Source organism: Chryseobacterium taiwanense, assembly GCF_000813825.1.
Taxonomy (GTDB): Bacteria; Bacteroidota; Bacteroidia; order Flavobacteriales; family Weeksellaceae; genus Chryseobacterium; species Chryseobacterium taiwanense.
Window position 1 is genome coordinate 351,053 of sequence record NZ_JWTA01000001.1, and the last position, 14,488, is coordinate 365,540.

Sequence of the window (14,488 nt, forward strand, 5' to 3'; positions counted from 1 at the left end):
GATAGGTACAAATCTCTGAAAAAAAAATGTAATGCGACATGGTTTTTTCCCGAATTAAAAATCCGTGTTTTTACGGATTGCGTTTATTGGATAGATTGGATATGACTTATCATAAAAAATAAGTTCTGCAGACCAGATCTACAGCACTTCTTACAAAATTTCTAAAATTTGATATCAGAAAAAAATAAAATATAAAAATATGAATGATGGATTTTCAATGAATTACAGCCTATATGATAATTTGAAAAATTTATACGAGGAAAAATTCTGTAATAAATGATAGATTTGCAAGCGATTATTTAATCAGTTAAACATAAAAAAATTATAAAATGAAAAGACAGACTATCGCATTATTTTGCATAGCAACATTTAGTATTTCATGTGCTCATAAAGATGACAAACAAGACGACAGCAAATATACAGATGATCAGAAAGCGTCTTATTATATAGGTTTAAGTATTGCTAAAAACATGAAACAAGAAGGCTTCAAAGTAGATGCAGATCTTTTGGCTCAGGCTATTAAAGAAGAAATGGATGGAGGAAAAAAGCTGATGCCGGCTGAAGAAATGGATGCCTTTATGCAGGAGTTTATGCAGAAGCAACATGAAAAAAAGCAAGCTGCAGCAGGGGTACAAGCAGATGAAAATAAGAAAAAAGGTCTGGAGTTTCTTACAAAAAATAAAAGTAATCCTAAAGTAAATACCACAGCTTCAGGTTTACAATATGAAGTGTTGCAGGAAGGTGATGGTAAAATACAACCAAAAGCGTCAGATGTTGTACAGGTAAAATATACTGGAAAGCTTCTGGATGGAACTGTTTTCGACTCTACTGACAAAAATGGAGGCGAACCAATGGATATTAATCTGGGCGCAGTAATCAAAGGATGGACAGAAGGTATCCAACTCATGAGCAAAGGATCTAAATACAGATTTTATATTCCTTCAGATTTGGCTTATGGAGATAACGGTGCCGGACCGGCAATTCCTGCAGGCGCTACCATCATTTTTGATGTAGAATTAGTGAATATAAAATAGAGACATTATTGATTGTAAGGTGGGTGACAATAGGGTTTGCTTATCTTATAGCTGATGTATTAAAAATAGAATTTCCGCAGATTTTTTGTCTGCGGAAATTCTTCAAAAATAATATATATGAAAAAAACTACTTATTGTTCAGCAGGTCTGAAAACCAAACCTGTTTCCTCGAAATAATCTAAAGTGATTCTGTCACCATCATTCACCGTTCCTGCAAGGATTTCTCGAGATAATTTATTGAGAACTTCCTGTTGAATCACTCTCTTCAATGGTCTTGCTCCGAAAGCAGGATCATACCCTTTATTCATCAGATAATCTACAGCATCCTGAGTTGCGGTCATGATGATATTGCGTTTTGCTAACATCTCATTGAATCCTCTCAACTGATACGTAACAATTTTTCCGATTTCTTTTTTTCTTAAAGGCTGGAACAGTACAATTTCATCAATTCTGTTTAAGAATTCAGGGCGTAATGTCTGTTTCAATAGATCAAAGACTTCATCCTTTGTTTTATCAACAATTTCATCCTGATTTTCATCCGTAATGTTTTCAAAATTCTCCTGAATCAGGTGTGAGCCTAAATTCGAGGTCATAATGATAATCGAGTTTTTGAAATTCACAACTCTACCTTTGTTATCTGTCAAACGACCGTCATCCAAAACCTGTAATAAGGTGTTGAAAACATCCGGATGTGCTTTTTCAATTTCATCCAAAAGCACTACAGAATAAGGTCTTCTTCTCACGGCTTCTGTCAACTGACCTCCTTCATCATATCCTACGTATCCAGGAGGCGCACCAACCAATCTCGAAACTGAATGACGCTCCTGATATTCACTCATATCAATTCTCGTCATATTGTTTTCGTCATCGAATAAAAACTCTGCTAATGCTTTTGCTAGCTCAGTTTTTCCGACTCCGGTTGTTCCCAAGAATAAAAACGAACCGATTGGTTTTTTATCGTCACTTAATCCTGCTCTGTTTCTTCTAATTGCGTCTGCAACAGCAGTAATCGCCTCGTCTTGTCCTACAACTCTGTGATGAAGTTCAGTTTCAAGACTTAATAATTTTTCTCTTTCGGATTGCAATAGTTTCGTAACAGGAATTCCTGTCCATTTTGCAATCACTTCAGAGATATTATCAGAAGTTACTTCTTCTTTTATGAGTTCATTCTGATGATTTTGCATCTCCAGTTCCAGTTTCTGCAAAGCATCTTCTTTCTCTTTTATTTTTCCGTACTGAATTTCAGCAACTTTTGCATAATCTCCTGCTCTTGAAGCTCTTTCTGCTTCCAGTTTCAGAGATTCTATATCTTTTTTAATCTGCGTTAAATCCTCAGATTTTTGTTTTTCTTTCAGCCATTTAGCATTAATTTCATTTCTTTCCTCAGAAATTTTCGAAATATCTTCTTTTAAATGGTCAATTTTCGTTTGATTTCCTTCTCTTGAAATCGCTGCCAATTCAATTTCCATCTGCATCAACCTTCTGTCCAGAACGTCAAGCTCTTCAGGTTTTGAATTGATTTCCATTCTCAACTTAGCAGAAGCTTCATCAATTAAATCAATTGCTTTGTCTGGTAAAAATCGGTCTGAAATGTATCGTTGAGACATTTCTACCGCAGCAATAATTGCTTCATCTTTAATTCTTACTTTGTGATGAGCTTCATATTTATCTTTAATTCCACGAAGAATGGAGATTGCCGATTCAGTATCCGGTTCTTCCACCATTACTTTCTGGAAACGTCTTTCCAACGCTTTGTCTTTTTCAAAATATTTTTGATATTCATTCAAAGTGGTTGCACCGATCGCTCTTAATTCTCCTCTTGCTAAAGCAGGTTTCAAAATGTTTGCAGCATCCATTGCTCCTTCACCACCTCCGGCTCCAACCAATGTGTGGATTTCGTCGATGAAAAGAATAATTTGTCCGTCTGATTTAATCACTTCATTTACCACAGATTTTAAACGCTCTTCAAACTCACCCTTATATTTTGCACCGGCGATCAAAGCTCCCATGTCTAATGAATACAAAGTTTTATCCATCAGATTTTCTGGAATATCTCCACTGATAATTCTGTGGGCAATTCCTTCAGCGATCGCGGTTTTACCAACTCCGGGTTCTCCAATTAAGATCGGGTTGTTTTTTGTTCTTCTCGAAAGAATTTGTAAAACCCTTCTGATTTCTTCATCACGTCCGATTACAGGGTCAAGTTTCCCTTCCGCGGCTAATTCATTGAAGTTTTTAGCATATTTATTTAAGGATTGATACGTCTCTTCTGAACTTGCAGAAGTAGCTTTGCTTCCTTTTCTTAATTCTTTAATTCCACCTTCTAAAAGGTTTTTCGTAACGCCCATATCTTTCAGCATCTTCGAAACCTCTGAATTGGTTTCCAATAATGAAAGCCATAAATGTTCGATGGTTACGAATTCGTCACCCATTTTTTTAGCGATGTTGGGAGCATCAAGCAAAACTTTGTTTGCTGATTGTGATAGATAAATATTTCCTCCCTGTACTTTCGGAAGTTTTTCTAAATTTTCACGATTGCGCTCTCTTACCAAAGTAGCATCTGCTTCAGATTTTTTCAATAAGAAAGGCGATATATTTTCATCTACCTGGAAAATTCCTTCCAATAAATGTTGAGGTTCAATTTGTTGGTTGCCAAATTCCATTGCCACTTGTTGTGCTGCTTGAATGGCCTCTTGTGATTTTACTGTATATTGGTTTAAGTTCATATTTGTATATTTTTGATTCTTTACTTTTTAGTTTTCATTATTAGATTGTAGACATCAGATTTCAGACCATAAGAGTCAAATGAATGTTAATTTTTTGATCCGATTTTCTAATTTCTGATGTCCTCAATCTTATTTAATCATTTAATTCGGTTACGTTATCGCAAAAAGTGTTCAATTGTTGAATTTTTAAAAATATTGGACAAAATTTCCGAATTGTGTATTTTTAATGAATGTTGAAAAGACATTTTTTCCGATTCTTTGAGTTTTGAATAAAAATTATCGGTAGAACAGTCAGTTTTGAGTTAAATTATAAAGCTATGATAAGGCAAAATCTCTCTTAATTCATAGCGATTTGTTAATGAGATTAAGATTCCCCTCCTTTGGAGGGGTGGCGAAAATTCAAAGAATTTTTGACGGGGTGGTTTAAAAAGAAGTATTAAAGTGAGTTCCCATTAATAGTAAAAATCATCCCTTCAAAATCAAGATATTAAAATCAAAATAATTACTTTTGCGTTTTACCAGATGGAGCTTAAAGAAAAACAAAAGAAAATATTAGACGTTGCTGTAGAACTTTTTAAAGAAAAAGGCTATATGGGCAGTTCTGTGAGGGATTTGGCAACAAAACTTAATATTAAGGCTGCATCTTTATATGCGCATATTCGTTCAAAAGAAGAAATTCTGGAATGGATTTGTTTTGGAATAGCCCAAGAGTTTTTTGATGAGCTTCAAGAAGTAAAAAATACCAACATTCCACCTAAAGAAAAACTGAATCTCTTTATTGATAAGCATTTATCGGTTGTTTTGAAAAACCGTGATGTTACTCATATTTACTCCAATGAATGGAAACATTTGGAAGAAAGATTACCCGAGTTTGTAGAACTAAGAAAAAATTATCAGCAGGAAGTTGAAAACTTAATTTCTGAAATTTACAACGCTGAAAACTGGGAACTTAAATCTTCGGCTTTTACAACAAGATTTATTCTTCATACCCTAAACAATTCTTATTTCTGGTTTAAACGAAACATTGAATCTGGTTCTGAAATTACAGATGAAATAAGAGATAAAATCCTTTTTGGATTGTTGGGAAATCAGAAGAATAGTTAATTTATCTTATTCAAAACAAAGATTTCCAGAGCATTTGTCATTCCGTAGGAATCTCGACAACTACAACAAAAATTTTGTTTAGATTCCATGCTTCACTTCGTTTCGCTCTGAATGACAAACTTTGTGGTTAGTTACTATGCATCAAATTATTATTTCGGCGGTGGAGAAATCTATATTTAAGATGTTAAAAGTAAATTCTTTACTCTACTTTGTTTAGAATAATGAAACCAGTATAAAACCAACCTGAATCTTAATCTCAACCTTTATCCTAGTTATTTAGAATCATTCAAAATATGATAAAAATCATAAAAATCTTTGTCAACTTCCAAAATCTTTTTAATTTTACCTAACAAATGTTAGTTAGTTAAAGGTATGGATTTTTCAGTTGAATATTTAAAGCTCGACCAATTGAGAGGGCTTCAATCTGAGCGATTGGCTAAATTGGTAGACTATCTTGGAGAGAAGTCGGAATTTTATAAAAGAAAATTTAATGAATCAGGAATATCTCTACAAGATATAAGGTCGATTGAGGATATTACGAAACTTCCGATTACTTACAAACAGGATTTGAGAGATAATTATCCGTTCGGATTATTTACCGTTCCAAAGAATGAATTGCAAAGAATTCACTGTTCAAGCGGAACTACAGGAAAACCGACAGTTGTTGGATATACAAAAGAAGATGTTGATTTATTCAGTGAAGTAGTAGCAAGATCTTTGAATGCTGCGGGAGCAAAACCGGGAATGCAGTTGCACAACGCTTACGGTTACGGAATTTTTACGGGTGGACTTGGACTTCATTACGGAGCCGAAAAATTAGGAATGAGCGTTCTCCCGATTTCAGGAGGAATGACAGCGAGACAGGTCGATTTAATTATGGATTTTAAACCGGAAGTAATTTGCTGTTCTCCTTCTTATGCACTAACAATAGCTGATGAATTTGCAAAACGTGGAGTTTCTGCAGATGAAATCAGTTTAAAATATGCTGTTTTAGGTTCTGAACCATGGACAGAAATTATCAGAGAACATATTGAAGAAAGATTAGGAGTTCACGCTACCAATATTTATGGGTTGAGTGAAATTATCGGACCAGGTGTTTCGATGGAAGATTTTGAGGAAAAAGGAGGAGCTTACATTTGGGAAGATCACTTTTATCCAGAAATTTTAGATCCGATTACCAAAGAACCGGTTCCTTTTGGAGAAGAAGGTGTTTTGGTGATTACAACATTAACGAAAAAAGCAATGCCGCTTTTACGTTATTGGACAAATGATATTACAAGTCTTTATTACGACGAAAATGCCAAGAGAACCATGGTGAAAATGAGACCCATTCTTGGAAGAGCCGATGATATGCTGATTGTAAGAGGAGTGAATGTGTATCCAAGTCAGATTGAAGAAGCGTTTTCTCATGTGGAAGGAGTGGTTCCAAACTATTATTTAACACCGATTGAAAAAGAACAGATGTGTGTTGCGCTGGATATTGATGTTGAAATAGATGATGAATTGATAGCTTCAAAAAATTTAAATCAAAATACCGATGATTATGCTATTTTTGTCGGAAACTTTGGAAAAAACATCGAAAACGAAATTAAAAAAAGGGTAGGAATCACTACAAAAGTGAAAATTCATGCTCAAGACAGTCTTCCGAAATGTGAAGGCGGAAAAATTAACAGAATACTTAAAAAATAAATGAATTCATTTTATAAACTTAAAACTGTAAAAGTTCAGAAAGATACCAGCGATGCAGTAAATGTAGCCGTTGAAATTCCTGAAGAGCTGAAAGATAAATTCAGGTTCAAGCAGGGGCAGTATCTTAATTTCCGAATGATGATCAACGGAAACGAAGAGAGACGTTCTTATTCTATCTGCAATGCACCAAGTGAAAAAAGCAACACGCTGGAAGTATTGGTGAAATTGTTAGAAAACGGAAAGGTTTCCGGGTATTTCAACGAGCATCTTCATATGGATGAAATTCTTGAAGTAATGCCTCCAATGGGTGGTTTTAATACCTCTTACCACCCGACAAACGTAAAAACGTATATCGGTTTGGCAGCAGGAAGCGGAATTTCTCCGGTATTGTCAAATATTAAAGAAAGTCTTTATCAGGAACCAAATTCAAATGCTTATTTGTTTTACAGCAACAGAAGCATGAATCATGTAATGAAAAAGGCTGAAATCGATAAATTGGTTGAGCAGTTCAACGGAAGACTGAAAGTTGTTTATTTGGTAAGCCGTGAACAGCATGAAGATCCGATTTTTGAAGGAAGAATTTCTCCTGAAAAATTAGATCAGTTGTTCGAAAGATATGCAGATATCGATGTTAAAGAATCTACATTCTTTATTTGCGGACCTTCGGAAATGATCAAAGGGATTGCAGACTATCTAAAGAAAGATAAAAAAGTACCGGCAATTCAGGTTTTATTTGAATACTTCACGGCTCCTGACGAAGAAAATACGGAGGAGATGAGTGATGAATTTAAAGCCATTGCCAACATCGAAAGTATGGTAACAGTAATCATTGATGATGATGAATATTCGTTCCACTTGAATTCAAAAAAAGAGAGTATCTTAGATAAAGCATTGAAAGACAATCTTCCTGTGCCTTTCGCATGTAAAGGAGGAGTTTGTTGTACGTGTAAAGCCGAGGTTTTAGAAGGTGAAGTTTTCATGGAAAAAAACTATGCGCTTACCGAAGAAGAAGTAGCCAGAGGCTTCGTTCTTACTTGTCAATGTCACCCGACAACGAATGTGGTGATGCTTAATTATGATGTTTAAGACAATTTGAAAATGTGCTAATTTTGAAATTTGAAAATGGGTAACTGCTTATTTTCAAGTTCACAGATTAATTTTCAAATTAACTAATTCTCAAATTTTCAAATTTAAAAAGATGGATTTAGAAAAATTTGTACAGTACGTACACGACGAAAATAAAGTAGAACCAAAAGATGTAATGCCGGATGATTACAGAAAGCTATTGGTTCGTCAGATTTCACAGCACGCACATTCTGAGATTGTTGGGATGTTGCCGGAAGCGAACTGGATTTCCAGAGCACCTTCATTGAGACGAAAAATGGCTCTTTTAGCTAAAGTTCAGGATGAAGCAGGTCATGGTTTATACCTTTATTCTGCAACGGAAACGTTAGGAAACGGAACCATCAGAGCGGATAGAGATGCGACTTACGACGATATGTTGGAAGGAAAAGCAAAATATTCAAGTATCTTCAATTACCCAACTCTAAGTTGGGCAGATATCGGCGCAATCGGTTGGTTGGTTGATGGTGCGGCAATCATGAATCAGGTAATGTTGATGGGGAATTCTTACGGGCCTTATTCAAGAGCGATGGTGAAAATCTGTAAAGAAGAATCTTTCCACCAAAGACAAGGTTACGAAATTTTGATGGCACTTTGTCGTGGTACAAAACAACAGAAAGAAATGGCTCAAGCTTCGTTAAACCGTTTCTGGTGGCCGGCTTTGATGATGTTTGGTCCAAATGATGACAGCTCGCCAAACTCTAAAATCTCTATGAACTACAGAGTGAAAAGAGAAAGTAATGACAGTCTTCGTCAGAGATTTATCGATGTTACTGTTTCTCAGGCTGAATTCTTAGGATTAACCGTTCCGGATAAAGATCTGAAATGGAATGAAGAAAGACAGCACTATGATTTCGGAGAACTTCCTTGGGATGAGTTCATGGAAATCTTAAAAGGAAACGGTCCTGCCAACAAAAAGCGTATCGAAACCAAAAGAAAAGCTCAAAGAGAAAATTCTTGGGTAAAAGAAGCGGCAGCAGCTTTTGCAGAAAAACAACAAAAAGAAGTAATATAAAATAATGAGTTAATTTGAAAATGTGATAATTTGAAAATGCCATTACTGTGTATTATTTTCAAATTGCCAAATTCTCAAATTGTCTAATTCTCAAATTTTCAAATTAAAATATGGCAAATTTAGATATGTGGGAAGTGTTTATTCAGACTAAACCGGGATTATCTCACAAACACGTTGGAATTGTACAGGCACCAACAGCTGAAATGGCTTTGCAGAATGCAAGAGACGTTTATACAAGAAGAAAAGAAGGAACCTCTGTTTGGGTGGTTCCAAGTAAATATATCGTGACTTCGGAAGGAGTAGATAAAGAAGCATTCTTCGATCCGGCTGATGATAAATTGTACCGTCATCCGACGTTCTACGACATTCCAAACGACGTAAAAAATATGTAGATTAATTCAATTTGAAAATGAGTTAATGTGCTAATTTGAAAATGCCAATACGGTGTATTAATTTTCAAATTGCCTAATTCTCAAATTTTCAAATTGCCTAATTTTCAAATTAAAAAATAATGAACCCATTATATAATTATTTATTAAAACTAGCAGACGACAGTTTCATTATGGGACAGCGTTTGTCTGCGTGGTGCGGTGAAGGTCCTTATTTGGAGGAAGATATTGCATTAACGAATATCGCGTTGGATGAGCTTGGTCAGGCGAATAACTTTTACGTTTACGCTTCAAGAGTGATCGATAACGGAAAAAGTGAAGATGATATCGCATTTCTGAGATATGAACACGAATATGTAAATGCACACTGGACAGAACTACCGAATGAAGATTATGCTCAGACGATTTTAAAAGTCTATGTTTTTGCAGTGTATCAGAAATTGATGTACGAAGCATTATCAAATTCTACAAACGAAGAGCTTTCTGCTATTGCTCAAAAATCTTTAAAAGAAGTAAGATATCACTATACTCACGCTGCTTCTTGGATGAAAATTTTCTCTCAGGGAACGGAAGAAAGTAAGTCTCGTTTAGAAAAAGCAATAGAAAATATTTGGGAATATACCAAAGGCTTATTCGCAAAAACAGAAGGAGAAGACGATTTGGTAGCTTTGAATATTGCTCCAAATACAGATGCTCTTTATGAAGAATTTGTTGCGATTACACAGAAAGATTTTGCAGGTTTCGGATTAGAATATCCTACGAATCCTTTTATGCAACCTAAATCAAGAACGGGATATCATACAGAATATTTCGGGTTCATCCTTTGTGAACTACAGTATATGCAGAGAGCGTATCCTGGTTGTACGTGGTAAAATGCTAATGAGTTAATTTGAAAATGTGCTAATTTGAAAATGGCGAACTGCTTTTACATTTTCAAATTTTCAAATTTTTTAATTCTCAAATTAATCAATGAAAGATCCTTTAGAAATATTAGAACTCGTTCCCGACCCGGAAATTCCGGTAATCAATATCGTGGAGTTGGGTATTGTAAGAGAAGCGAAAGTTACCAGCGAGAATTCTTGTGAAGTAACCATTACGCCTACTTATTCTGCCTGTCCTGCTATGTTTACCATTGAAGTAGACATCATCAAAATGATGAAGGAAAACGGTTGGGAAGCGAAAGTTGTCACCAAAATGTTTCCGATTTGGACAACAGATTGGTTGACAGATGAAGCGAGAGAAAAGCTTCGTGCTTACGGAATCACACCTCCCGAAAAAGGAGCGGACGAACATCATATCGGGAAACCGAAAAAATGTCCTCGTTGTGGTTCTGAGCATACGAAGCAGATCAGTAGATTCGGATCTACTTTATGTAAGGCATCTTATCAGTGTTTAGATTGTTTAGAGCCTTTTGACTATTTTAAATGTCATTAAAAATGATTAATTTTATAAAACAATCATTTTTAATATTAACCTATTAATAGCCAGTATAATATGTATACACAAATTGACATTGAAACGCATTTTGACGGAAAACTTAAAATTGCTTACCTGAATCAGCAGGAAACTATGAACGCGCTTACAAAGCCGTCTTTATCAGATCTGAAAGATTTTGTTAAAGAATGTAGTGAAGATCCCACAGTAAGATGTGTGGCAATTTCTGGAAGAGGAAGAGCTTTTTGTTCCGGTCAGAATTTGGATGATGCTTTTGTACAAGGTAATGAGCATCATGACAATAACATTATCAGAAAAATTGTAACAGATTATTACAATCCATTGGTAACAGAAATCACTCGTTGCAAAAAACCTGTGGTAGCATTGGTAAATGGTCCTGCAGTAGGAGCCGGAGCAATGTTAGCTTTAATTTCTGATTTCGTTTTAGCAGTTGATAAATCATATTTTGCTCAGGCATTTTCAAATATTGGATTAATTCCTGATACGGGAGGAACGTATTACCTGCCAAAATTATTAGGAAGACAATTGGCAAATTATTTAGCATTTACAGGAAAAAAATTATCAGCTGAAGAAGCAAGATCTTATGGTTTGGTAGCAGAAGTTTTTAATGAAGAAGACTTCCTTCCAAAATCAATGGAAATTCTTGAAAAAATGTCAAATATGCCGACTGCCGCAATTAAATTGACTAAAAAAGCATTTGCTCACTCATACAATAATACATTGAAAGAGCAATTGGAGCTGGAAGGAGATTTACAACAGGAAGCTGCAGAAACAGAAGATTTCATAGAAGGAGTAAACGCCTTTTTACAAAAAAGAAAACCTAATTATAAAGGAAGATAATTAATTTGAGAATGAGTTAATTTGAGAATTTGAAAATGAGAAATGACAAAGAAAATATTATTGTAAATAAGACTTTTGATTTTGCATTGAACATTATTGAATTTTCTGAAGAATTATATAAAGCCAACAGATTTCCTTTAGCAAATCAGATTTTTAAATCGGGAACCTCAATTGGGGCAAATGTGAGAGAAGCTCAAAATGCAGAAAGTAAGGCAGATTTTATTCATAAATTGAAAATTGCAGCCAAAGAAGCTGATGAAACAGAATATTGGCTTTTATTGTGTTTAAAGTCTCCACATTTGAAATCTCCTAATGAAAAATTAATATCAGATTTAAAAGAAATTCTACTAATTCTGTCTAAAATTATTTCAAGTTCAAAGGGGAAATAATTTTCAAATTAACTCATTCACAAATTTTCAAATTTAAAATATGAATGTAGGAATTATCGGTGCCGGAACAATGGGAATCGGCATTGCACAAGTAGCCGCAACGAACGGATGCAAAGTTTGGGTGTATGACGCCAACGCAAAACAAGTAGAAACGGCAACTGTAGGGTTGGAAAAAACATTGACCAAATTGGTTGATAAACAAAAAATTTCGGCAGAAAAAATGACTGAAATTTTAGCTAATATTTCCATTGCTACAGAATTGAAGGATTTCAAAGATTGTGAATTAATCATTGAAGCCATCATCGAAAACAAAGAAATTAAAACCAAAGTTTTCACAGAATTAGAGAAACATGTTTCAGAAAGCTGTGTTATTGGTTCCAATACATCATCCATTTCCATCACCTCTCTGGGTGCGGAATTACAAAAACCGGAGCGTTTCATCGGAATTCACTTTTTCAATCCGGCTCCATTGATGCCTTTAGTAGAGGTTATTCCATCATTATTAACAGAAAAATCATTAGCGGAAAAAATCTACAACCTGATGAAAGATTGGGGGAAAACTCCGGTAATTGCTAAAGATATTCCAGGATTTATCGTTAACAGAATTGCCCGTCCTTACTATGGGGAAGGGTTGAGGATTGTTGAAGAGAACATCGCAACCGTAGAACAGGTTGATGAAGCCATGAAGACAATTGGGAACTTTAAAATGGGACCTTTTGAATTGATGGATCTTATTGGGGTTGATGTAAATTTCTCCGTAACCAAAACAGTGTACAACGAATATTTCTACGATCCGAAATATAAACCGTCGCTTCTTCAACAAAGAATGTCGGAAGCAAAACTTCACGGCAGAAAAACAGGAAAAGGTTTCTATGATTATGCTGAAGGAGCAGAAAAACCAGTTGCTGAGAAAAATGATGCACTTTATCAACAAATCTTCTTGAGAATTATTTCTATGTTGATTAATGAAGCGGTTGAAGCAAAAAGATTAGGTGTTGCCAACGATGAAGATCTGGAATTGGCAATGCAAAAAGGAGTAAATTATCCAAAAGGATTATTAGCTTGGGGAAAAGAGATCGGATATGCAAAAATCTCTGAAACTCTTCAAAATCTTTACGAAGAATATCAGGAAGAAAGATATAGACAGAGCCCTCTATTACGTAAACTAAATTAAACAATTTGAAAATGTGTTAAGTTGAACATGAATTACAACGGTTTTTCATTTTCAAATTCTCAAATTGATCTAATTTTCAAATTAATAGTATGAATATAGATGCATTCAGAGCCGAACTAGAAACAAGGCTTATGATTGAAAAAGAATATATAGTTCAGGAGCTTACCATGATAGATGACTATCAGGAAAAACTTGAATTATTAGGAGAGTTTAATGACAAATATCGTGGGCTGATCAAAAGATTGGCTAATGAGCATGGTATTGATTTAAATGCACCTTATCCATCTGAAAATCCATCAAATTCTGAACATCTTACGTACGAGCAGATAATTCTTGGTAAAACCATGAGTATTTATGACAAATTGGTTGATGAATTGTATGAAGAAATAACAAGCATAAATTAAAAATGAATCCAAGACAGGTTGCAGAATATATGTTCGATCAGGATTATTTTTCCCAATGGATGAATATTAAAATGATCGAAATCAAAGAAAATTATTGTTTACTGGAAATGCCCATCAAAAAAGAAATGCTGAATGGGTTAAAAACCGTTCACGGAGGCGTTACGTTTGCTTTTGCAGATTCTGCATTGGCATTTTCGTCCAACAATTCCGGAGATGCTGCGGTTGCATTGAATTGTATCATCAACTTTACAAAGGCAGGAAAAGAAGGGGATATTTTCAAAGCAGAAAGCATTTTGGTAAATGATACAAGAAAAACCGCTGTTTATGACATTAAAATTACCAATCAAAACGAGGAACTGATTGCAAAATTTGTAGGAACAGTTTATAAAATCGGTAAAAAAGTGACCGATTTGTAAAAACACTAACCAAACATCAAAGTACATAATATGAGAAAAATGTTTTTACTGCTTTTCACGCTTTCGACCTTTCTGATCAATGCTCAGCAGAAAGTAAATGAAACTCTGAAAAAAGAACTCGATGAGATCATGAAAGTCGATCAGGGCTACAGAATGCTTTTTGATTCTGAAATAACTCCGGAGAAAAGAGAGAAGTTGCTGAAGGATTTGAATATCGACAAAGAAGAGTTTGAAAAGAAAAATTGGCAGTTGGTTGCAGAACATGACAGCCTGAATATGCAGAAAATTGAAAACATTATTTCCAAGTATGGCTATCCAGGAAAGACGCTTGTAGGAGAGCCAACTAATCAGGCGGCATGGTATGTGATTCAACACTCAACCAAAATTGGAAAATATCTGCCTCTTATTAAAGAAGCAGGGAAAAAGAAAGAAATTCCTTTTACATGGGTGGCGATGATGGAAGACCGGTATCTGATGAATGAAAATAAAGAACAGATCTACGGAACACAGGGGAAAGGAGAAATGACAAAAGATAAAGACGGAAAACAACTTTTCATCAATTTTGTATGGCCTGTGAAAGATCCTAAGAATGTAAATAAAAGGAGAAAAGAGGCCGGATTTGATTCTACCGTTGAAGAAAATGCTCAAAGAATGTTCGGAAAAGACTTCAAGTACGAAACTTATACTTTACAGCAGGTTTTTGAAATAAGAAATAAAAACAAATAAATAGA

15 protein-coding genes are annotated in these 14,488 nt (G+C 34.9%); 14 read left to right on the forward strand and 1 reads right to left on the reverse strand.

Annotation, left to right across the window (positions count from 1 at the left end):
- The first annotated feature begins 329 nt into the window (after positions 1 to 329).
- Entirely contained in the window at positions 330 to 1,034 is a 705-nt protein-coding gene (locus RM51_RS01630) for an FKBP-type peptidyl-prolyl cis-trans isomerase (RefSeq protein ID WP_039364387.1), read from the forward strand.
- A gap of 131 nt (positions 1,035 to 1,165) precedes the next feature.
- Here RM51_RS01630 and clpB read toward each other — a convergent pair whose 3' ends face one another.
- Positions 1,166 to 3,760 carry an ATP-dependent chaperone ClpB gene (clpB, locus tag RM51_RS01635; protein ID WP_039364389.1) on the reverse strand — a complete coding sequence of 865 codons (2,595 nt, stop codon included), beginning with the start codon at positions 3,758 to 3,760 and terminating at the stop codon, positions 1,166 to 1,168.
- 522 nt (positions 3,761 to 4,282) lie between these two features.
- On the opposite strand from clpB, the gene RM51_RS01640 reads away from it, so the two are divergent.
- The 13 genes from RM51_RS01640 (at position 4,283) to RM51_RS01700 (ending at position 14,483) form a co-directional block, all read left to right on the forward strand.
- A complete protein-coding gene (locus tag RM51_RS01640; protein WP_039364391.1) occupies positions 4,283 to 4,864 on the forward strand; it encodes a TetR/AcrR family transcriptional regulator in 582 nt (193 codons plus the stop codon).
- 372 nt (positions 4,865 to 5,236) lie between these two features.
- Complete coding sequence (locus RM51_RS01645) at positions 5,237 to 6,553, forward strand: phenylacetate--CoA ligase family protein (protein WP_039364394.1); 1,317 nt, start codon at positions 5,237 to 5,239, stop codon at positions 6,551 to 6,553.
- Positions 6,554 to 7,639 (forward strand): 2Fe-2S iron-sulfur cluster-binding protein, encoded by a 1,086-nt coding sequence (locus tag RM51_RS01650; RefSeq protein ID WP_039364397.1) that lies wholly within the window; start codon positions 6,554 to 6,556, stop codon positions 7,637 to 7,639.
- A gap of 112 nt (positions 7,640 to 7,751) precedes the next feature.
- On the forward strand, positions 7,752 to 8,690 hold the full coding sequence (gene paaA, locus RM51_RS01655) for a 1,2-phenylacetyl-CoA epoxidase subunit PaaA (protein WP_039364400.1): 939 nt from the start codon (positions 7,752 to 7,754) through the stop codon (positions 8,688 to 8,690).
- A 110-nt stretch (positions 8,691 to 8,800) separates the two neighbouring features.
- Positions 8,801 to 9,082 carry a 1,2-phenylacetyl-CoA epoxidase subunit PaaB gene (gene paaB / locus RM51_RS01660; protein WP_039364405.1) on the forward strand — a complete coding sequence of 94 codons (282 nt, stop codon included), beginning with the start codon at positions 8,801 to 8,803 and terminating at the stop codon, positions 9,080 to 9,082.
- Positions 9,083 to 9,201: 119 nt separating this feature from the next.
- A complete protein-coding gene (gene paaC / locus RM51_RS01665; protein ID WP_039364406.1) occupies positions 9,202 to 9,951 on the forward strand; it encodes a 1,2-phenylacetyl-CoA epoxidase subunit PaaC in 750 nt (249 codons plus the stop codon).
- 97 nt (positions 9,952 to 10,048) lie between these two features.
- On the forward strand, positions 10,049 to 10,513 hold the full coding sequence (gene paaD, locus RM51_RS01670; RefSeq protein WP_039364409.1) for a 1,2-phenylacetyl-CoA epoxidase subunit PaaD: 465 nt from the start codon (positions 10,049 to 10,051) through the stop codon (positions 10,511 to 10,513).
- 60 nt (positions 10,514 to 10,573) lie between these two features.
- Entirely contained in the window at positions 10,574 to 11,374 is an 801-nt protein-coding gene (locus RM51_RS01675; protein WP_039364412.1) for an enoyl-CoA hydratase/isomerase family protein, read from the forward strand.
- A gap of 35 nt (positions 11,375 to 11,409) precedes the next feature.
- Complete coding sequence (locus RM51_RS01680) at positions 11,410 to 11,763, forward strand: four helix bundle protein (RefSeq protein ID WP_039364415.1); 354 nt, start codon at positions 11,410 to 11,412, stop codon at positions 11,761 to 11,763.
- Between the two features lie 40 nt (positions 11,764 to 11,803).
- Complete coding sequence (locus tag RM51_RS01685; protein ID WP_039364418.1) at positions 11,804 to 12,937, forward strand: 3-hydroxyacyl-CoA dehydrogenase NAD-binding domain-containing protein; 1,134 nt, start codon at positions 11,804 to 11,806, stop codon at positions 12,935 to 12,937.
- 89 nt (positions 12,938 to 13,026) lie between these two features.
- Positions 13,027 to 13,341: a hypothetical protein gene (locus tag RM51_RS01690; RefSeq protein WP_039364422.1), complete on the forward strand. Its 315-nt coding sequence runs from the start codon at positions 13,027 to 13,029 to the stop codon at positions 13,339 to 13,341.
- A 2-nt stretch (positions 13,342 to 13,343) separates the two neighbouring features.
- On the forward strand, positions 13,344 to 13,757 hold the full coding sequence (locus RM51_RS01695) for a PaaI family thioesterase (RefSeq protein ID WP_039364425.1): 414 nt from the start codon (positions 13,344 to 13,346) through the stop codon (positions 13,755 to 13,757).
- Between the two features lie 30 nt (positions 13,758 to 13,787).
- Positions 13,788 to 14,483, forward strand: a complete 696-nt coding sequence (locus RM51_RS01700; protein WP_039364428.1) for a DUF6624 domain-containing protein — start codon at positions 13,788 to 13,790, stop codon at positions 14,481 to 14,483.
- Positions 14,484 to 14,488 lie beyond the last annotated feature (5 nt).